The organism is Johnsonella ignava ATCC 51276 (genome assembly GCF_000235445.1).
GTDB classification, from domain to species: Bacteria; Bacillota; Clostridia; order Lachnospirales; family Lachnospiraceae; genus Johnsonella; species Johnsonella ignava.
This window is the reverse complement of sequence record NZ_JH378839.1, coordinates 15,572-37,112: the sequence shown is the minus strand read 5'-3', so window position 1 is coordinate 37,112 and position 21,541 is coordinate 15,572. Positions and strand designations below refer to the sequence as shown.

The 21,541-nt window shown below is 37.8% G+C and carries 13 protein-coding genes; 10 read left to right on the top strand and 3 right to left on the bottom strand.

The features are described from left to right. Nucleotides 1-160: 160 nt before the first annotated feature. Entirely contained in the window at nucleotides 161-679 is a 519-nt protein-coding gene (locus tag HMPREF9333_RS10645; protein ID WP_005541962.1) for a hypothetical protein, read from the top strand. 77 nt (nucleotides 680-756) lie between these two features. Here the strand turns inward: HMPREF9333_RS10645 and HMPREF9333_RS10640 are convergent, their stop codons facing one another. After that, a complete protein-coding gene (locus HMPREF9333_RS10640) occupies nucleotides 757-2,130 on the bottom strand; it encodes a relaxase/mobilization nuclease domain-containing protein (RefSeq protein ID WP_005541960.1) in 1,374 nt (457 codons plus the stop codon). Then, nucleotides 2,130-2,498: a plasmid mobilization protein gene (locus HMPREF9333_RS10635; protein WP_005541958.1), complete on the bottom strand. Its 369-nt coding sequence runs from the start codon at nucleotides 2,496-2,498 to the stop codon at nucleotides 2,130-2,132. The genes HMPREF9333_RS10640 and HMPREF9333_RS10635 overlap by 1 nt, the downstream gene beginning before the upstream one ends. A 690-nt stretch (nucleotides 2,499-3,188) precedes the next feature. Between HMPREF9333_RS10635 and HMPREF9333_RS10630 the strand changes: the two genes are divergently transcribed. The 9 genes from HMPREF9333_RS10630 to HMPREF9333_RS10580 all read left to right on the top strand — a co-directional run bounded on the left by HMPREF9333_RS10630 (nucleotide 3,189) and on the right by HMPREF9333_RS10580 (nucleotide 21,192). Beyond that, nucleotides 3,189-3,941 carry a LytR/AlgR family response regulator transcription factor gene (locus tag HMPREF9333_RS10630; RefSeq protein ID WP_005541956.1) on the top strand — a complete coding sequence of 251 codons (753 nt, stop codon included), beginning with the start codon at nucleotides 3,189-3,191 and terminating at the stop codon, nucleotides 3,939-3,941. Beyond that, the gene (locus tag HMPREF9333_RS10625; RefSeq protein ID WP_005541955.1) at nucleotides 3,938-5,260 is read left to right on the top strand and encodes a sensor histidine kinase; all 1,323 of its coding nucleotides are present in this window, start codon (nucleotides 3,938-3,940) and stop codon (nucleotides 5,258-5,260) included. The genes HMPREF9333_RS10630 and HMPREF9333_RS10625 overlap by 4 nt, the downstream gene beginning before the upstream one ends. A gap of 436 nt (nucleotides 5,261-5,696) precedes the next feature. Next, nucleotides 5,697-13,955, top strand: coding sequence for an S-layer homology domain-containing protein (locus HMPREF9333_RS10615; RefSeq protein ID WP_005541953.1), 8,259 nt, complete (start codon nucleotides 5,697-5,699; stop codon nucleotides 13,953-13,955). A gap of 435 nt (nucleotides 13,956-14,390) precedes the next feature. Then, nucleotides 14,391-14,792: a sigma-70 family RNA polymerase sigma factor gene (locus tag HMPREF9333_RS10605; RefSeq protein WP_005541950.1), complete on the top strand. Its 402-nt coding sequence runs from the start codon at nucleotides 14,391-14,393 to the stop codon at nucleotides 14,790-14,792. 522 nt (nucleotides 14,793-15,314) lie between these two features. Continuing rightward, nucleotides 15,315-15,503 carry a hypothetical protein gene (locus HMPREF9333_RS10600; protein ID WP_005541949.1) on the top strand — a complete coding sequence of 63 codons (189 nt, stop codon included), beginning with the start codon at nucleotides 15,315-15,317 and terminating at the stop codon, nucleotides 15,501-15,503. Between the two features lie 141 nt (nucleotides 15,504-15,644). Beyond that, nucleotides 15,645-17,312 (top strand): recombinase family protein, encoded by a 1,668-nt coding sequence (locus HMPREF9333_RS10595; RefSeq protein WP_005541948.1) that lies wholly within the window; start codon nucleotides 15,645-15,647, stop codon nucleotides 17,310-17,312. Continuing rightward, nucleotides 17,305-19,008 (top strand): recombinase family protein, encoded by a 1,704-nt coding sequence (locus HMPREF9333_RS10590; RefSeq protein WP_005541947.1) that lies wholly within the window; start codon nucleotides 17,305-17,307, stop codon nucleotides 19,006-19,008. The genes HMPREF9333_RS10595 and HMPREF9333_RS10590 overlap by 8 nt, the downstream gene beginning before the upstream one ends. After that, the gene (locus HMPREF9333_RS10585; protein WP_005541946.1) at nucleotides 19,001-20,521 is read left to right on the top strand and encodes a recombinase family protein; all 1,521 of its coding nucleotides are present in this window, start codon (nucleotides 19,001-19,003) and stop codon (nucleotides 20,519-20,521) included. Before HMPREF9333_RS10590 ends, HMPREF9333_RS10585 begins: the two co-directional genes overlap by 8 nt. A 62-nt stretch (nucleotides 20,522-20,583) precedes the next feature. Continuing rightward, nucleotides 20,584-21,192 (top strand): VapE domain-containing protein, encoded by a 609-nt coding sequence (locus HMPREF9333_RS10580; RefSeq protein ID WP_005541944.1) that lies wholly within the window; start codon nucleotides 20,584-20,586, stop codon nucleotides 21,190-21,192. Here the strand turns inward: HMPREF9333_RS10580 and HMPREF9333_RS13760 are convergent. Beyond that, nucleotides 21,163-21,525, bottom strand: a complete 363-nt coding sequence (locus HMPREF9333_RS13760; RefSeq protein WP_005541942.1) for an integrase core domain-containing protein — start codon at nucleotides 21,523-21,525, stop codon at nucleotides 21,163-21,165. The two genes, HMPREF9333_RS10580 and HMPREF9333_RS13760, sit on opposite strands and share 30 nt — an antisense overlap. Between the last annotated feature and the right edge of the window lie 16 nt (nucleotides 21,526-21,541).

Genomic DNA, 21,541 nt, shown 5'->3' with positions numbered 1-21,541 from the left:
AGAATAAAATTAAAATAGTGGGTAAATAGCTGATAGAGCTGTTTATCCACCATTTTTTTTGTTTTTTAATCGAAGATATGGAAAATAAAGGTTTGATAAATTAGAACGGGAGCGTTATATTATAAGAAAAAGAAAATTATTCAGATAGGAGGAAAATAATATGATTGGTTTGGTTATCATTTTTATAGCCTTAATTATACTATACTTGGGCGTTATTCTGTTTGCAGGAGCAACATTTGTAAAAATCAGCCTGTTTGCACTTGATAAACTTGCAGTATTTATAGCAAGCTGGTACTATACTCACCACTATTTTTCAGTAAAATTCTCATCCGGATATGCCATATATTTTTGGGATGTACTGGCAGCAATATTGGCAGTAATAATCTATTCCGCTCTGTTCAAAATGATCCATCGAAAACTTGGATTAATAGGGAAAATCTTAAACTTCGCCATTTCTTTCTTGAGTTCCATGACAGTTTATTGTGTCTTGGTAAATGGCTTTATTACAAAGGAAACAGACTATTTTTTACCTCTGTTAAATCATGACATAGCAAATCAAGCAGTCAATTATATTATAATCACGATCATAGCTCTTGTGGTATGGAAAAGAAGAGAAGAATTCCTTGAAGAAAAGGAAGAATTCAAAGAATATTATATTGTAGAAAAATCCGATGAATGACGTCATTTAAATTGGAATCAAGTAGGGATAATCCGTTCTATTCAAAATTCAGATAGAACGGATTATCCCTTACTTTTTTATTTTTCCAAATGATTATCAAGATACAAATCTGTATTTTTCTTTGCTTGCCCAAGCTTGTGAATCATAGAGTTTTTAGAGGAATATTCTCCCATAAGTGTAGTTTTTTCTTGTTCTAAAAGCATATATTTATCAGATAAAACTTGAATATTTAATGTTTGATATTTGAAATTTTTGATCCCTTTCATAGCTGTTTCATAGGCAATGATTTGCGATTTATATTCTTCATAAAAGGCTTTGTTTTCCTTATCTTTCATATACATATCATAAATCAGTTGATTTTTAGATATCGTATTTTTATTTTCTATTATAGAATAAATGGACTTCATTTCTTTTTCTATGTGTTTTATCTTATCTAATAATTGTTGTCTGTCTGATGCCACTTTCTTTAATTTTAAATCTAATTCCTCGTAGGAGCTAATACCTGATTTTCTCATTTCATTAAGTGCAGTAGCCATAGTTTTCATATTATGCTTGCCTGCCCATACTTCATATCCCTTAGAGGATTGTACCTTTTCATTGTTTTTCATATCCACAACAGTATCCGGTTTCTTGTAGGAGCATTTTTCATAATGATATTTTTGATTAGCATAAATATAATGTTTACTCGGCTCTTCGATTCGTTCCTTGATTTTCTCTTTTGTGTAATCTTCTCCAAGCACATTTGCCTTTGCTCTTGTAAATCTTCCATTATCTCTTTTGTCTTTATGGCGAAAAGAAAGGTACTTTCCAATCTTAATTTCATAACCGAAATCTTCCATAGTCTTTAGAAATTCCTCGTAAGTTTTGGACTTTAAAACGGCTTTATCAATCGCAAGCTGTAGCTTATTCTTCCAAGAATTTCCCCTTTTAAACTCGGTATATTCCATATAGCTTTTTCCTTTGGTAGAATATCTGCTCTTAAACCTTTTATAGTTTTCATCAATAACGGACAAGCCGTTTTCTTTACATAAATCATCGCTGACAGTTCGGATTTGATGATAACTTCTCTTGTTGCTTTGGTAGGCTTTGCCTGTTTCAAAACTGATATTATTAAACAGAATATGATTGTGTAGATGCCCTTTGTCAATATGCGTAGTAAGTACATATTCATATTTCCCCTGCAAGACTCTCTGACATAACTCCATTCCGATTTGATGTGCCTGCCCAGGTGTAGTTTCTCCAGGAGCAAATGCTTGTATTAGATGTCTTGCCAAGATTTTTGCTTTGGAGTTACATTCTCTTTTTGTTTGTTCAAATTCAAGATGGGCTGTTTTAGGATTGCATGCAAAAGAAGATATAAGGACTTTTTCATCGGTTTTATCTTCGTTCATAATATAGTCTAAGGCTAAATAAAGTGTTTTTTCTATCGGATGAATTTTTGTAACTGCCATTAGATTTTCTCCGTATAGTTTGTACCTAAATTCCCTAATTCATACAACTTTTTACGAAGGAAGTAGATGTCTTTTCCTTGTTTTTCCAAGAGCTTTTTCAAGTCATTGATATCATCTTTGTAGATGATACTTGTTGAATTTACTCTCTTTGCAATCTGATTAATGCTGCCTGTAATCCTGCCGATATTTGCAGACATCTCCTTAAACACTTTCATATCCAGTACAAAAATATCTTTTTCCAGTATGCACTTCATAATAAACCGGCGAAGGGTTTTACAACCGGACAGTTCATATTTTTTGTTTAAGATTTCAAGCTCATCATCGGAAAGCATAAGATACATTCCATTGTTTCTTGTTCTGTTTGCCATAGTATAACCTCCAAATTTATATAGAAAAACAAAATTTTATAAAAGAAAAAACCTGTAAAATCAAGCACTAACTTGAGTTACAGGTTTCATTTATTTTTATATTTCTTTGTCAAGAAATCTCCTGTTAAGAGATAAAATTCTTATTTAAATTACAAAAATAGTATATCATTTTTTGAAGCAATATTCAATAGAGAGGCAATATACGGATAAATTTATGGGAAAAATTTTAGGCAACAATTACAAGTAAGATTGATTGCACAGGGGTTTGGGGATTTCCCCAACAAGCTAAAATTGACGAAAATAGTCCGATGCAATAGCAAGGGCTATGTCAATTTTTTCGTAAGTGCATATGCACTTACTGTGCTTGCTCAATTACCCGGAATTCCGGATAACAAATGTTATACCGACTTTAATATTATGCTGACTTTCAAATGAATTTCTTATATTAAAAGGATTTTCGTATAGTTGACAAAACTATAATAGTAAGATTCTGTAAAATAAGTTTCTTATAAATAAACGACAGTATAATAACTTTTAATCCAATAGATTATTTTTCTACTATATGATACAATATACCATATAGTATTATGCAAACTTGTTGAAAGAAAATAAGTATGATCGATCTTATTTACATAAAAATGTCGGTATCTTCCCCCAAAAACCTGACAATAGAAAAGAGAGTTGATAACTATGAACATTGCCATTGTAGATGACAGGAAAGAGGACAGAGAAAAGCTTGGCGGCATTCTTTTAAAGTATGCGAATGCCGGCAATGAAAAACTGAATATACAATATTTTGAAAGTGCAGAAGCTTTGCTTGACAACTATCAGCCTTTCCTCTATATGATTCTTTTTCTGGACATCTATATGGACGGGATGAGCGGAATGCAGGCGGCTGAAATTATTCGTAAAACAGATTCCGATGTTATTTTGGTTTTTCTGACGACAAGTGCGGAACACCATGTAGCAGCCTTGCACAATCATGCCTTTGATTATATCGAAAAACCGGCAAAGCAGGTGCAGGTTTTTCGAATTATGGACGATATTTTAAAGAGAAAGACAGATTTAACTCAAAGCCTTTCCTTTTCTGTAAACAGGACAGAGTATCACCTTGCATTTTTCGATATTGTGGCAGTAAGTGCCTCTGCTCACAATGTTGAAATTTATGATAAATACGGAAATACCTATACACCCCGTTTGACCTTTTCAAGCGTTTGTGATGAGATTTTTCAGGATAAAAGATTTCTCCTCATCCTACGGGGTGTGATAGTCAATATGGACTTTATACAGAGTTTTAAAAGCGGAGTCTGCTACCTTGAAAGCGGGGTTGAATTTCCCTGCAATCTCAGAAAAGAAAAGCAGTTTGTGTCCATTTGGCAAAATTATACCTTTCAGAAATTAAGAAAAGAAGCTATGGAAAGGAGGCACAAGGCAAAACAATGAATGAACAGTTTGCCCAAACCTTATTGGAATATTTTGTGCTGATACCGGCGGCTATCCTTTGTTATCTTCCGATGAGAAAGCAGATTAGATACCCGCTTCGCCGGCTTTTGATAATGGCAGTTCCTGCGTTCCTTGTCCTTTCCGTTTTAGGCTCTTTTGCGGAGATATATTTTCCTTCCGATGCCAATGTCATCCTGTTTCCTGTACTGATAGGGTGCTTTACTTTTTATGTCCACAGTATAAGAGCATCTATCAGCAAGGCAGCTGCAATATTTGTAAATGTGATGGCGGTGATGTCCATACTGGCAAATTTTGCCGCCTGTTTTGATGCGGCAAAACATCCGAATCTCGGTATCAATTCTGCGAGTATGGACTACACCTTTTTCCTCTTAGCGGCAAGTATGATATTGGCAATTCCTATAGGATTTTTCTTTGGGAAATATGGGAGTAAACTGGTGGAACGACTGCATATTGCAAAGGTTTATCTTATGACTCTACCCTTTTCAGGCTCTATCTTAATGATTAATCTTTTTATGCGTCCGTTAAAATACGAGACGTTTTATGTAAATAGAGTCGGAACGGTAGTACGGATTATCCTTTCGATTGTCTTTTTTATCTGGATGGTCATGAATGTCGTGTTTTATTTCATTGTAAGTATATTGCTGGATGCGGCAAAGTCCGAGCAGGAAAGAAAAATCCTGAAAATACAGGAAAAGCAATACGATACCCAGATGAAATATATTCATGACTCTGCAAGGGCAAGACATGATTTCAGACAGATATTGATAACCTTAAAAAATATGGCAGAATTGGGCAATACAGATGCCGTAAATACCTACCTTGCAGACTATATGAGAGAGCTTCCGACAAACGAAACGCTTATCTATACCAAAAACAATGCCGTAAACGCCGTTTTGAATTTTTATGCGGCACAGGCAAAAAACGAGGGGATAGATGTCAGTTTCAGCATTGACATTGATAAATGGCAGATACTTTCCGATGTTGAGCTGTGTACGATGATTGGCAACTTTTTAGAAAATGCGATAGATGCTGCGAAAAATGCTGACGACAAAGAGCGCTTTATTGAACTCACTATGACGACACACGGAGGCTGTTGGCTCTATATTGTGGAAACCAACGGCTTTGACGGAAATATAAAGAGGAAAAGCGGAGAATATTATTCCACAAAAAGAAACGGCAGAGGTCTTGGGATTGCCTCTATCAAATCCACAGTGGAGAAATACAACGGGCAAGTGGAGTTTTCCCATGACGAACAGGAATTTTATGTCAATATCGCCATTCCGCTTAATGAAGATTAATTTGTCATCTCGTGCCGTTTTGATTGCAACTCATGCCGCTTTTCTTGTATAATTTTCAATTTTATGTTTTAAATAGAATAGACAAATTATGTAGAAAAGGAGTTGACATCCATGGCAAGTAAGAATAGAATTTTCACAGCACAGCACAGCACAGCACAGCACAGCACAGCACAGCACAGCACAGCACAGCACAGCACAGCACAGCACAGCACAGGGGATAACTGCGCCTATTTTTACGCTACAATTTTATATAAATCAGGCTAAACGCTACATTTAAGTCTATGACTTGGGTGTGGCGTTTTTACGTGCAAAAAAACAGATTGGCTGAACTATATTTTGGTTTAGTTTGAATATTGTTGCAAGGATTGCGAGAAGCGTAAGCCGTAGCAATCCTGTATCAATTAGCTGTAATATTTAAGATAGGAGATGAAAAAATATGGAAAATAACAAAAGGCGAAGAATGTATCAAAACAGGAGAAGTTTGCCGACCCGTTTGCTTGCTTTTGTCCTGTGCATGGTATTGACTTTGACCTATTCGGGGGTGAATACTTTTGCCATGTCAGACGATGCAAGAGGGGATAGCGAAAAGGAAATTATCGCCTTTTCTTCCTTGCCTGACGGCGTGCGGGAACAGGAAATCCGGCAAGGTGAGGACTTATCGGCAGTAACATTTCCTGATACCTTGCAAATCTTAGTGGAAGAAACTGCCCTTGTAGATAAAAACAGTACGAGCAAGGATAAAGCACTTCCCAAAGCAATGCAAAGTGAACTTCCTTTAGTAGAAACAAAAGAGGAAAAAGCGGAAAACTCTGTAAAAGCAGATGTAGAGGAAACAGCAGAACCGGCAAAAGATAATACATCAGCAGAAGAATCGGTAGAAGCAGAAAAATCTGATACATCAGTAGAGCCGGCTCAAAGCTCCGATGAAAATGAACTGCTAAAAGAAACTACATTAAAAGATGTAACTCTCCAAAATGTAAGATGGGAGATAGACGAAGAAAATAGCAGTAAACCTGTCTTTTCATCCGAAAATATTGGAGATAGCTTTGTATTTGAGCCTGTTATACCGGAGCAGTACAGGATAGCGGAGGATGTGGAACTTCCTAAGATTCATGTAAGCATTAGGGATAAGGAAAGTGTCAAAACAGCCTTTGATCAGTCGGCAGTCGTAGACGGTGTTAAGATTTCTGTCAAAGCGGATGATGGCGTATTCCAAGACGCCAAGGCATTAAAGGTTAGAAAAGTCAGCAATTCAGAGGCAGAAAAGGTCGAAGAGGCCATCGAGGACAAAAGAGAAGGAGACAGAAAGGTCGCCGTCTCTTATACCTTTGATATTTCGGTATTAGACCATGAGGGCAATGAAGTGCAACCCGATACGACAAAGGGAGAGGTGTCTGTCAGCTTTCAGATGGAAGAGGCAAAAAACCAAAACCTAAGTGCAGACGTCTACCATGTGGATGAGGCCAGTCAAGCAGAAAAGCTAGAGACCGAGGTAAAAGGGGAAGAAGTCAGTGCCAAAACAGACGGCTTTTCTTTTTATACCGTCGAGTTCACTTATGGGAATATGCAGTATGTCCTTCTTGGAGATAGCACAATTGACCTATCCGAGATTTTGGCGAAAGTGGGTCTTAGTGGCGAGGTGACAGCAGTCTCTGTCAGCAATAGCGCCCTCTTTTCTGCCACAAAAAACGCTGATAATCAGTGGCTGATTACAGCACACCGGGCTTTTGACACCAAAGAGTGGATGAAAGTCACGATAAATGGTGTGGTACACGAGATTGTCGTCACAGATAGTCAGCACCCCCTAACCGTAACCGGCGGAACGGAAGGTGTAGACTATAAATGGGAAAATTACAGCTACAATGAAAATTTAGGTGATCACTCTGCTTATAAACAAGAAATTGGAAAGAAGTATATCCTTCATATTTTAACCTCGCAGGCGCTTGTGATTGAGGGCGATGCAACTCAGTTTAACGAAGGGGATGGCGGAGCCATTGTAATACCGGAGAGCGTAAAGGCAAATATCACCTTAAAAAATACGAAGATATTTCCTATGGTTGATATTCCTCCAATGGTTGTGATGAAAAATGCGGAATGTAAGCTTACCCTTGAGGGAGAGAACACCCTGACACCAAGACTGCTCCATGTAACCGCCGGTGCGGGAGCATTTGATAAAGTGCCTGCTATCTGGGTGCCGGAAGGGGCAAAGCTTACCGTTAGCGAAGCAAGCACCGGTACGCTGACAGCAGAATCCGCTTATCAGCATGCCGTTATCGGTGGCTGGCGGTATGGACATGCGGGCACTATTACGATAGATGGCGGAACCTTAAAACTGAATAATGATGGAGATATAAACAGCATAACCAATATATCCGGACCCTGTATCGGCGGACATGGGAAACTTGACGGTATTACCATCAACGGCGGCAAAATAGAGGCGACCTGTGTGCAAAGTGCCCCTATCGGAATGAGTTATGAGCCTATAGTCGACGTACAAGCAAAAGGAGAAGTTATTGTAAACGGTGGCACGATTGTGACAAGACATCAGACCCGTGATGGTGTTAATCCTTATTATGCAGATGGCATAGGAGATACACAGCATCATACAGCGGTAGACGTTAGAATAAACGGCGGCAATGTCGATACGGATTTTGACCAGACAAGACCAAAAAATGACACTCACTATGGTCTTGTCAATGGTGTCTATAGAGTAAAGATAACCCTGTTAGGTGCAGGGGAAGGACAGACGATTACAAGTTATACCCTGTTTAACGGTAAAACTGTCTATCTGCAAGATACCAAGACCCTGCCCAATGGAGAGCTGTATCTCTGGTTGCCTCCTGTTCAGAATCGGATAATAACAAGTGTTCACTGTGGTGGACAGGACTATACAGGTGTGGTAAAAGCGGTAGACAATGACACGGACGCTCAGGCAGTTTTTAAGATAGGCACTACAGGTACAGGCACATTGACAGCAAATCTTAAAGCGGAGCATGTTCAAGGCGTGAAGCTTAGCCAGACCACAGGTTTATCCGCAGGGGATACGGTCTATCTACATGTTGGGGGCATAGATAGCGGATACTTGCTTAAGGGGATGTGTCTATATACAGGGACGACCCTTCCTCCTGCACCGAGAGAGGTATCCTCGGATTTCACCAAGCTGACGGATGAGTTGTATAGTTTTAAAATGCCGGCAGAAAATGTTACGGTTTATCTGAATGTACAGAAGATTCATACCATCAGCGCAGGCGAAGAGGAGCATATACAAGCAGTGAGCTTTACCCCATCCTCCAACCTGGCAACCGGAGATATCGTAACGCTCCGCATTAAGCTAAAGGGCAGCTATCAGCTATCCGGTATGGCGCTGCGCAAGGCGACAGACCCTGCCGCCATACCACAGGACATCAGTAGCGACTTTACCAAGCTCTCTGAGAATACGTACCGTTTTGTCATGCCGGATTATGACGCCTGTGTTGATTTTAAATGTGAGCCGACTAACGAAGTGACCGCCGGTGATTTTGTCGTCAAAAATGCAAATTGCAATTTTAACTACGACGAACACTATCGCCATCTTGAACTCTCGGGCAACGGTCGGGCAACCATCACCATGAGGCCGGGCGTAACCTCCACTTCCGATCGTATCTGGGTAGAACCTGACGCCAACATCAATCTGACGATTAAAGACCTGACGATTTCCTCAAGCCGTGAATGTTTATATTTTAGTAGTATCGGTGAGTGTCGCCTGATTTTAGAAGGCAATAATCGCTTGACATCAAACGCAGCCAAAAAACCGGCGATATATAAAAATGACATAGGCAAGCTGACCATCACCGGCAGCGGCAAGCTGACTGCCACTGCCTTAGGCAATCAAAGCTGCGGCATAGGCGGTTTCGCGCAATGTAAAGGCTTATCTATTGCGGGCGGCACCATCTATGCCCAAGGGAACAATGCCATGGGAATCGGATATGCCGGTTCTGATACCCATCATGAAAGTGCTATATATTACCAAGGTGGTACTGTTAAAAGTGAATACATTGGCTTGCCGAATAACTCTTTTGGAGGCATAACAGGAGAAAAGGCCAATGTCGTTATCACCGGCGGCAGTATCCGCCCGGTCAATAGTACAGCGAGCGTTCAGTCACATAAGATACCGGAAAATGGACAGGGCACTAAGGTCTATCTGACAACCATCACCTTAGGCAATGGGGCGACCCTTGCTGCGCAGGCAAAGGTAAGGGCACTCACCGGCGCAGGCACTTACGGTATCAATGATATGTACGCCGATGAGGAGGGCAAGCTCTACCTCTGGCTACCTCTTGGCACAACCGTTACCAAAGTAGAGACAGAGCAAGGTAGCTATATCGGCTCGGTAACAGCGAATGACAATAACCATCTGGGAGACGCTGCCGCCGTATTTACTTTGGAAAAAAGACCGGGTCAAGGAAGTGTTGCGCTTTCCGGCTGGAGGTACGGAGAAACTGCTAAAACCCCTGTGCCGACCAGTGCTACTAACGGCACGAATCACGTCAGCTACACCTATTTTACCAATGAAGCTTGCACGACTAAGACTACAAGCGATAACAGCGGTGCAGACAGCGAGGGCGGCGTACCGAAAAATGTAGGCTCATACTGGGTACAGGCAACCTTTGCCGAAACCCCACGCTATAAAGCAGTGATAGCCAAAGCCGGTTTTGCAATCAAAAAGGCGACGGTCTCCTTTACCCCACCAACAGCAAAAACAGGCCTTGCCTATACAGGCGAGGAGCAGGAACTTATCAATGCCGGCACAGTGGACGCCAGCATAGGGAAACTAGCCTATAGCCTAAGTGAAACAGGCACTTATAGCGAAACCATACCAAGCGCACAAGATGCTGGCACCTATCGTGTGTACTACAAAGTTGTCGGCACCAATGCCAACTATGATTACACTAACGCCAAGGGCAACATAGAAGTATCGATTGGCAAAATAGCGGTACCATTTACCCCACCGACATCAAAAACGAATCTTTCCTATACAGGCGGAGAGCAGGAGCTTATCAATGCAGGCTCGGTAGACTCTGCCATAGGAAGAATGGAGTACAGTCTAAGCTCAACAGAGAATTATAGTGAAACGATACCAAAAAAAGAGAATGCAGGCTCCTATAGTGTGTATTACAAAGTAGTAGGGACAAATGCCAACTACGATTACAATAACGCAAAGGGCAGTGTCAATGTATCAATTGCCAAAGCAGAGGTACAATTCACCGCACCGACAGCGAAAACAGGTCTTGTCTATACAGGCGAGGAGCAGGCACTTATCAATGCAGGCTCGGTAGACTCTAATATAGGGGAAATGCAATACAGTCTAAAAGAAACAGAAGGTTATAGTAAAACAATACCGACAGCAAAGGACGCAGGTTCTCATAGAGTATATTACAAAGTAGTCGGAGCAAACAGCAACTATGATTACAGCAATGCAAAAGGTGATGTAGATATATTTATTGCTAAAGTATCCATCACTCCTACAGTGGCTATTTCAGGCTGGACTTATAAAGCAAGTCCAAATGCACCGACTGTTACAGGAAATAAAGGAAACGGAGCGGTAAGCTACGTCTACTTTACTGATGAAAATTGCACGACTGAAACCACAGCTGCTAACAGTGGTGCAGACAGTACAGGAGGAGTACCGAAAAACGCAGGCAAATACTGGGTTCAGGCAACGATAACAGAAACTGAAAATTATAAAGGTGCTACTGCTAAAGTAGGCTTTGAAATAAAAAAAGCGAATGTGCAATTTACTGCACCGACAGCAAAAATGAATCTTTCCTATACAGGCAATATGCAAGAGCTTATCAATGCAGGCTCAGTGGATTCTGTAATTGGAAAAATGGAATACAGTCTAAGCGAAACAGGAATTTATAGTGAAACGATACCGAAAAAAGAGAATGCAGGCTCTTATAGCGTGTATTACAAAGTAGCAGGGACAAATGCCAACTATGATTACAGCAAAGCAAAGGGTAAGGTAGATGTATCTATCGCTAAAGCAGAGGTATCATTCACTGCACCGACAGCGAAAACAGGTCTTGTCTATACAGGCAATATGCAGGAACTTATCAATGCAGGTTCGGTAGATTCTGCCATAGGAAGAATGGAGTACAGTTTAAGTGAAACAGGACCATATCATCAAAATATACCAAAAGCAAGTGCCGCAGGTTCTCATAGCGTATATTACAAAGTAGTAGGAACAAATGCCAACTATGATTACAGCAAAGCAAAGGGTAAGGTAGATGTATCTATTACCAAAGTACAGGGTACTCCTACGGTAGAGATTGCAGGCTGGACTTATGGAGCAAGCCCAAATGCACCGACTGTTACAGGAAATAAAGGAAACGGAGCAGTAACTTACGAGTACTTTACCGATGAAAATTGCATGACTAAGACCACAGCTGCTAACAGCGGTGCAGAAAGCACAGGCGGAGTGCCTAAAAACGCAGGTAAATACTGGGTTAAGGCAACCATAGCGGAAACGGCAAATTACACTGGGGCGACGGCTAAAGCTACCTTTGAAATAAGTAAAGCGGATGTGCCATTCACTGCACCGACACCAAAAGATAATCTTTCCGATACAGAAAAAATGCAGGAACTTATCAATGCAGGCTCTGTAGACTCTAATATAGGGGAAATGCAGTACAGTCTAAAAGAAACAGAAGGTTATAGTAAAACAATACCGACAGCAAAGGATGTAGGTTCTTATAGAGTATATTACAAAGTAGTAGGAACAAATGCCAACTACGATTATAGCAAAGCAAAAGGCAGCGTAGAGGTGTCTATTCATAAAACCTACAAAGTAACGGTAACGGACGGAACAGGCAGTGGCAAATACGCTGAGGGAGAGACCGTCAGTATTAAAGCCAATGACAAGAGCGGCTATACCTTTAGCGACTGGACAAGTGATGACGGAGTCATTTTTGTAAATTCAGCTGCAAAAGAAACAAGTTTTGTTATGCCTGCAAAAGAGGTTAAAGTAACAGCTAATTACAGTGAAAACAGCAGCGGCTCATCAGGAGATTCGGGTGGAAGTAATGATTCTAAAGATGACAGCGGTATAACCATAAAACCCGAAAAAGCACCTGATTTACCGACAACAGCGGAAATCGCCACTAAAGCAAAAACCGGAGATGACAAAACAGCAAAAGCTGAACTTTCCGAAAAAACGGCAGAAAAAGCCATCAGAAAAGCAAAAGAAGAAGCCAAGAAAAAAGGCAAGGAAGCCAACGGAATAGCACTTGAAATAAATATGACTATGCCGAAAGGTACAGATAAGGTACAAATGCACCTTTCCGAAAGCACCTTAGAAAAAATGGTAAGTGGCGAAGTAAAAAGCCTCACAGTCAACGGCTCTTTGGTAAAAGTGGTATTTGATAAAAATGCCATCTTTGAAATCAAAAAGCAAAGCAAAGGTGAAGTTTCACTAAATGTCATTCCTGTTAAAAAGCTTTCTGGGGAAGCCAAAAATCACATAGGAAAAAGACCTGTCTATGACATCAGCCTAAGAGGCGGACAAGGACAGAAAATAACCGATTTCGGAAACGGCAAAGCAACCGTCTTTCTTTCCTATAAGGCAGAAAAAAATGAAGCAATCGGCGGACTTTATGCAGTGTATGTAGACGAAAAAGAAAAAGCTTCCCGAATAGAGGTCTCCGCATATGATGTAAACAGCGGTTCAGTGATATTTACGACCAATCATTTATCTATCTACGGCGTAGGCTACACAGCACCTTCCGAAAAATATGACGACACCAAAAACCACTGGGCGAAAGATTATATCGACTATGTGGCAGGCAGAGGACTTATTACCGGAAGCATGGAAAATACATTTTCTCCGAATGAGAAAATGACCAGAGGAATGCTTGTAACGGCACTTGGCAGACTTGCCGGAGTAAATGGTAAAGATTACGATACAAACAGTTTTTCCGATGTGCAAAAGGACAGCACATACCGTCCGTATATCGAATGGGCGTACAGCAAGGGCATTGTTTATGGAATCGGAGACGGAACATTTGCACCGGATAAAAGCATAACGAGAGAAGAAATGGCGGTCATCTTTGAAAGATATGCAAAGGCGACAGGCTATAACATTCCCGCATCCCGTGAAGCAAGCACTTATGCAGATAAAGAAAACATCGGAAGCGAGTATAGGACGGCAGTGACAGCTATGCAGCAATCAGGAATTATGATGGGCATAGACGGAAATAAATTCAATCCGAAAGGAACTGCTACCCGTGCGGAAGTATCTGCAATGTTAAGCCGCTATATTAAGCTGACGATTACACCCGAAACGGCACAAGGATTTGCCATAGACGATGCCGGAAAATACCACTGCTACAAAGACGGCAAAGCTATGACAGGAAAACAGACAATTAACGGCATGGTATATTTCTTTGATGAAAGCGGAGTGCTTCAAACAGGCTGGGTCAAAGACGGAAACCGCTGGAGATACTATGACGGAGCTAAGGCACATAAAGGCTGGCTTCACTTAAAAACAGACGGAGAAGAAAAAATCTACTATCTGAATAAGGAAGGACTGCTCGAATCCGGCAAATGGGTAAAGATAGACGGAAAATGGTATTACTTCTATCCCGACGGCACACTTGCGGTAAATACCAAAATAGACGGATACGAGATCGACAGTAAAGGAGTGAGGAAAGAAAAATAGCGATAGTAAAAAAGGCGTTCTACGGGATTTATTCCTAACATAAATTAGCTAAACGCATTAGCGGCTGTTTTTGCACACAGGTGCAGGGATAGCCGCTATTTTTTATGTAATAGAGAATTTCTCTGAAATTCCCTATTACATAAAAAAATCACATTGCGGCAGAACCTAATAATTTTCTTATACGACCCGCCACAGGCGGAAAATCCGGCAAGATTGATTATTTGCTTCTTGAGCAAAACCGTAAACAAGTTGAGGTGCGCAATAAACTTTTGAATGTGATTGGAAAACTTTCGTCAATAACAGAATATAATAAAAATCAAAGAACTTTTCATTGTTTACATCAAAGAGGATTTCGCATGTCAAAATGCCGAGATCCTCCTTTTTTTGTTCAAAGCAGGAATTGTAAAGGTTTGAACAAAAAGGAGGATTTTGCAAATGACAGATGAGAACAAATACATTTATGTCAGAGGCAGGAAGATAAGGGTATCTGACGAGGTGTATAAGGCATATAAAAAAGAATTAAATCACGAAGCTCATTTAAATAGACAAAGCAGAAAGTATAAAGTCTACGGATTTGAGGACTATAAGCTTGATTTAAATTCCATTGCAGATGAACATGTAGATATCGAAAAAATCATTGAAGCAAAAATGAGAATCGAGGACTTGACGAAGGCAATTGGTAAGCTTAATAAGGAAGAACGAGAATTGATTTATGCAATCTACTTTGAAGAAAAAACACTCAAAGATATTGCAAATACACAGGATACCAATCCGATGAAAATTAGTCGTATTAGAGATAGAATTCTAAGAAAGCTAAGAGATATGCTGGATAGGTAGTTTTTGTGGAGAAGGCAAAGAGATGTATGCTCCTTGTCTTCTCTTTTTTTCTCAAAAATAATTTTTTCTAAAAAAGTGTTAAAAGCACTTCTGAAAGTAAGGTTTATATATAGAGGGAGAATTTTACCTTGGGAAAATTGAATATATTTTTATAGATATAAGAGCCTTGAACCTTGACAACTTCATAGACCGCAACAGGACTTTAACCATTTATGGAGCGTTCTACTTACAAACGCCAAAACCTTTCTGCTGAGAAAAAATATTAGGAAATATTTATGCTTAAAAAAATCTCGGTTTAAACGAATACTTGCAAACGCAAAGGATAGAAGAAAGAGAGCGACAAATTTGGAAGGTAGAACATAGGTGTGGCAGCCTATGTGCGAAGATATAAATGGTGATAATGATACTTCTTTCGTGAAAGCCGGCTCGTCGAGAACAGAGGCGGAGGTGAAATTCCTATGTTGTCAGCCAAGACACCTGTTAATGTCAAAAAACTTAAACTTAAGAAAGGAGCATTTTCTTATGAAAGAACATAAGAGAAACCCCACAAACAAGAAAGAAGATGTGGGATTAACATATAAAGATAAAAAAGAAGAACAGAAGATAAATCAGATAGAGGGATATACCGTAACAGTAAGATTTTCCGATACCGGACTTCGTTTGGAACATTTAATTGATGCCTATATTCAGGAAAAACTTTTTATAACATGATATCAAAGGAATGAAAGAAATATGACTTTATATTATTCAGGATCGATATTGCAATAAATTTTTAGGAGCGGTATAATAAGCGTGTGGAAGCCTAACCTTTGTTTGGTTTATTGTATAAATCAAATTGAAGGAGGCTTTTTTATGTTTAAAAATAAGGCGTGCATGTATTTAAGACTGTCAAAAGACGACGGCATGAGTAGTGAAAGCAACTCTATTACTAATCAAAGAGAATTGATATTAAGCTATGTAAAAAACAATGAAATGGAAATTGTTAAAGAATATGTAGATGACGGATATAGCGGGACAAACTATGACAGACCGGCATTAAAAAATCTGATGGAAGAAATCAGTAAGAAGAATCGGGCATTTGACATTATCATTGTAAAAGACCTTTCCAGATTTGGAAGAGATTATATCGGAGCCGGCACCTATATTCAAAAGATATTTCCACAGCTTCACATCAGGTTTATTTCCATCAATGATAACTATGACAGTAAAAATGCGGATATGAGCGATACGAATCTAATATTGCCTATCAGAAACTTTATCAATGACAGCTATGCCAGAGATATATCCAATAAGGTAAAAAGTTCACAGAAGATGAAAAGAGAGAAAGGGGAATATATCGGTTCCTTTGCACCATACGGCTACAAGAAATCAGAAGAAAATAAGAATAAACTGATTGTAGATGAAAATGTCAGTGATATTATCAAAAGTATCTTTGATATGAAACTACAAGGCTATTCTTCCAAAGCCATTGCAGAAGAATTAAACGATTTAGGGATAGACTCCCCTAAAATATATAAGGAAAATCAAGGACTAAATTATAAAGGCGGATTTAAAGTAAAAAAGGGAAGAAACTGGTCTGCCAAGGCAATCAATCGAATTATAGAAAATGAAGTATATGTCGGTACAATGCTGCAAGGCAAAAGTGCTACAATCAATTATAAAAATAAAAAACAAATCGAAAAGGACAAAAGAGACTGGGTTAAGGTAGAAGATACCCATGAAGGAATTATCAGTAAAGAAGTATTTTACATTGCAAATCGTATGTTAAAAAGAGATTTGTACAGTAGCAAAGAAAAAAAGACAGACCTTTTTAGTGGAATGTTATTTTGTAAAGACTGCAACAGTCCGCTTGTAAGAAGAGTGGTCAAATATAAAGAAAAAGAGCAAGTGTTCTATATCTGCTCAAAGTATAACAAGGAAAAATCTTGTACAAGGCATAGCATAAAAAAAGAAGATTTGGAAGAAATACTTGCAGGTATTTTTGATAAATATCTGATATTTCACGAAAATTTGTATCGAAAGATCCAAGAGATTGATATTACAAAAAATATTGTAGATACGCAGATAGGGATACTTCAAAGAGAAAAAGAAATGACTCAGGAACTTCTATCTTCCCTATATGTTGACTTGGAAGAAGATATTATTTCAAAAGAAGAATATCAAATGTTTCGAAAGAATTATTTGGAGCAAATCACAAAACTGAATGAAAATATTGAGCATAGAAGAAAGAAGCAGGAGGCAGCAAAAGAACGCATTAAAAATAATGAAAAATGGCTGATAGACATCAAAAAATATAAGGCACTCACAAAACCGGACAGGCTTTCTATTGTGATGCTGATTGATAAAATCCTTATAGGAGAGGATAAAGAAATTGAAGTGATTTTTAATCATCAGGAAGAAGTTGCTTTTTTAGAAGCTATGGCAAATACTGACGAAAAGAAACAAGACCATAAGCAACAAGCAGCATTACAGTTTGTAACAACTCAAAAAACTGTAGAAAGTGAGGTTTGCTATGGCTAGAACAAAAAAGAGGTATGAAACCTCTGTTACAGAGAAGAAAAATAAAGAGAACCTTACGATCTATCAGGCGGGAATTTATACAAGATTATCTCAGGAAAGAAAAGAGGAATATAGGGATAAAAGCAATTCTCTTGCTATGCAGGAAGAACTTTGTATCAAAGAAGCCAAAGAAAGGGGGATTCGTGTAGTTAAAGTTTATCAGGACTATGAATACTCCGGAACAAATTTTCAAAGACCTGCCTTTAATGAAATGATGACAGACATCAAGGAAAGAAAAATAAACTGTATCCTTGTCAAAGACCTGTCCCGATTTGGAAGAGAATATTTGGAAATTGGAAACTACATTGAAAAAGTATTTCCGTTCTTGGGTGTTCGTTTTATATCCGTAAACGATCATTTTGATACGGAGCATGAATCGGATGATAAAAAATCCCTTGAAATTACAATCAAAAATATCATCAATGACTTGTATGCGAAAGATATTTCCAAAAAGGTAAGCAGTACCAAACAGGCGAAAATGAAACAAGGGTATTTTATAGGAACCTTTGCACCTTACGGCTATAAAGCGGTGAGAAAAGATAAGGGAAAAGTTTTAATCGTAGATGAAAAGGTAAGAGAAGTCGTAGAACTTATTTTTAATTTAGCTTATAAAGGGGCATCTCAAGTAGAAATTGCAAGAGAATTGACGAAAACATATACAACCCCTTGGCAATATATGAAAACCGGAGAAGTTTTAAGAAGTACGGATAATAAAAAACAATGGAGTCCCAGTGCAATTAGGCAGTTTTTAAAAAATGAAGTCTATATTGGAAATATGGTACAGGGGATGCATGAGAAAAAAAGCGTACGAAAAGAAAAAGGAGCATATAAACCTTTAGATGAATGGGTTAAGGTGGAACATACTCACGAAGCTGTTATTGATGAAGAAAAATTCTTTGTTATTCAAAATCTTAGAAAAGAAAAAGGGGATATCGCAAGAGAAAAACATAATTTATATAACAAAACCAAAACAATTGATAATAAATATAAAGGACTTGTGATATGTAAAGAATGTGGACAATTATTAAAAACACGCCATATGAATACTTCCAATGATCATGCGGGAATAGAAAATAAGGAACAATATTATTTCTTTTGCAGAGGAGAAGATTATCTGTTTGAAAATGAAGTACATTGTAAAATATGGGAAAGTGAAATTGACAAAATTCTATTTCGTAGTGTAAAAGAGATAATAAATATTCTAAGCTCAAAATCAGACATAAAAAACAGATTACAATATTTTTATCAATCACAACGAAAGGATATGGAAATTAATCTTAAAACCTTGCAAGATAAGAGAGAGCATAAGTTATTAGAACTTCAAAAGAAATATGAGGAGTATGTGAGAGGGGAACTCTTATTAGATAATTATCAAAAAGAAAAAACTGCTATTCAAAGGCAAGTCCATTCTCTTGAAGAAGAAATCAAGATATATTTTGATAAGCAGAAGAAAGCAAAACAAAAAAGGAAAGAATTTGAATGCTTTATAAATTCTCTATTTGATATGAAATCCAAAGATGTGAATAGTATAGATGAGGAGTTTATCCATAAAATCATTGATTCTATTCAAATATCAAAGAATAGAGAAGTGATAATACACTTTAAGTTCGATATATCAAAAGAAATAGAAGTCTTAGGAGGTCTTAGTTATGAATAAATTAGCTATGTATTTGAGACTATCCATAGAGGATTATCAGAAAAAGGGAGAAAGTGAAAGTATTCATAACCAAAGAGAATATATCAAAGCTTATATTAAAGAGCATAAAGATCTGATGGAATATGAAATATCGGAATACGTAGATGACGGATTTTCAGGAACCAATTCCAATAGACCGGCATACCAAAGATTGCTTGAGGATTTAAAAAATAATCATATAGACAGTATTATTGTAAAGGATATGTCCAGATTCTCAAGAGATTATATTGAAATGGGAAACTATCTGGAAAATATCTTTCCTTTTATGGGGATTCGATTTATTTCCATAAATGATGGTTATGACAGCTTAAAAGAAGGAAGCAATGGAGTAGAAATTGATACTCAATTCAAAAGCTTATTATATGATTTTTATTCAAAAGAATTATCTCAGAAAATAAGAGGTATATCTCAAGAATTAAAATCGCAAGGGAAAAATACGAATGGATTAGCACCGTTTGGATACTTAAAAGACCCGAATGATAAACATCGTATTATTGTAGACGAAAAGACGGCATTTATTGTAAGAGAAGCATTTGAGCTTATCTTACAAGGATATTCTTGTAGAAAAATAGCAAGAATATTTAATGAAAAGGGATATATTACCCGTTCCGATAGAAAAGAAGAACTTGGACTTACAAGTTATAAGCATAACTTAAAAACCGGAACAGAAGTAAAAAAGAGAATGTGGCAAGGACCGACAATTGCTCAAATGACCAGTATGGAACTATATACTGGAGATTATGTGTATAATCAAATTAAAGAAACTCATATAGGCGGACGAAAATCGGAACGATTGCCGAAAGAAGAGTGGAAAAGAATAGAAAACACCCATGAACCCATTATATCCAAAGAAATTTTTCTAAAGGTGCAGGAGCTAAAAAAACAAAGCAGAGGGGAAAATTTTAATCATCGAAAAGAGGTTACAGATGAGTTTATCCCAATGTTTAAAAGAAAAGTATTCTGTAAGGAATGTGGAAATTTGCTGTACTATAGAGGTGAAAGCCATCAATTTAAAAAAGGTGTGTATCGGTATAAGAGCTATCATTGTCCATATTGCAAAGAAAATAAAACAAGTAATCATATAAAAGAACAGATATTGGAAGAAGCTCTTTTGGAACGGTTAAAGAATGCCCCTGCCTTCATGAGTACAGAAAACACTGTAATTGATATAAAAGCAAATCAAAATTATATTCAAGGGATTGAGGATATAAACAGCAGCCTGCAAAAAGAATATGAGAAATATAAAAAGAAAGAATTATCCAAAGAAGCATATTTACAAAAGAAGCAACATCTCTTGCTCAAGAAACAAAGGTTAGAGCAAGAGTTAGAAAAAGAGAACATTCTTAAACCTTCAAACGAGATTTCTGCTCTACCTGATAATAGTAAAATCACTAAAGAAATTGTAGAAACCATAGTGGAAAAGATTATAGTTTCAAGATATGGAAGTATAGAAATTGATTTAAAAGAAAGATAGCTGATATGAAATCGCTTTATAATTAACATTAAAAAAATTAGACTGTTTTTTATATCATATACTTGACATTAGAGGGAAAAACTTCATTTATTGAAAAACTGGCACTGTTTCCCGAATGGTATTGCTCGCTAAACAATATAAAAGGGAAAGATGCCGTCAGCAATTTGGTGGGGAAAGTCGTAGTAGAATTGGAGGAATTTGTAGCACTTAGAAACGCAAAGAGTGCCGATGAAGCTAAACTGTTTATATCTGCAAGAACAAGTACGGTAAGACTTCCATATGAACGATTTTCAACAGATATAAAACGAACCTGCATACTGATTGCGACTACAAATGATGCAACATTTTTAGGAGATTTTTCAGGAGAAAGAAGGTATTTACCCGTAAAGGTTAATGCTGAAAATATACAAATTCCGTTAATGTATGATCTTGAAAAATATCCGGTATTGGAAACTATCACAAGAAAAGAGCATGAGGAAATGGTAAGAAATGATTTCGAAGGAGCTATTGCAGAAGCTGTATATCTTTACGAAAACAAGTTGCACGATTTCTATTTACCGAAAGAATTGAGAAACGATCTTAACCTTGTCATTCAAACTGTACTGGTCAAGCTTTTTTGTAACACTTTGTTCGATAAATATCTATCTGTAGCGAGCCTCCATTGGTGTTAAATAATTGTTATACGAATGAGGTCTGATGTAGTTGTACCAATTGATATATTTTGTAGTAAGTTCATCCATTGCCTCTGCACTAGTGAAACTGGCTACATTATAAAAATTACTTTTAAAAGTATTATAGAATCTTTCCATAGCTGCATTGTCGTAAGGGCAGCCTGCTTTACTCATACTCTGAGTTACATTGTTGTCTTTGCAGAAATTTACAAACTCACAAGAAGTATACTGTACACCTTGATCTGAATGTAAAATAACAGAAGGATATTTTTCCTTCTCTAAAGCCTGAGTAAGTGTATCTATAGCTAATTGTGTGTTTATATACGCCGCCATTAACAGAAGCTATTGC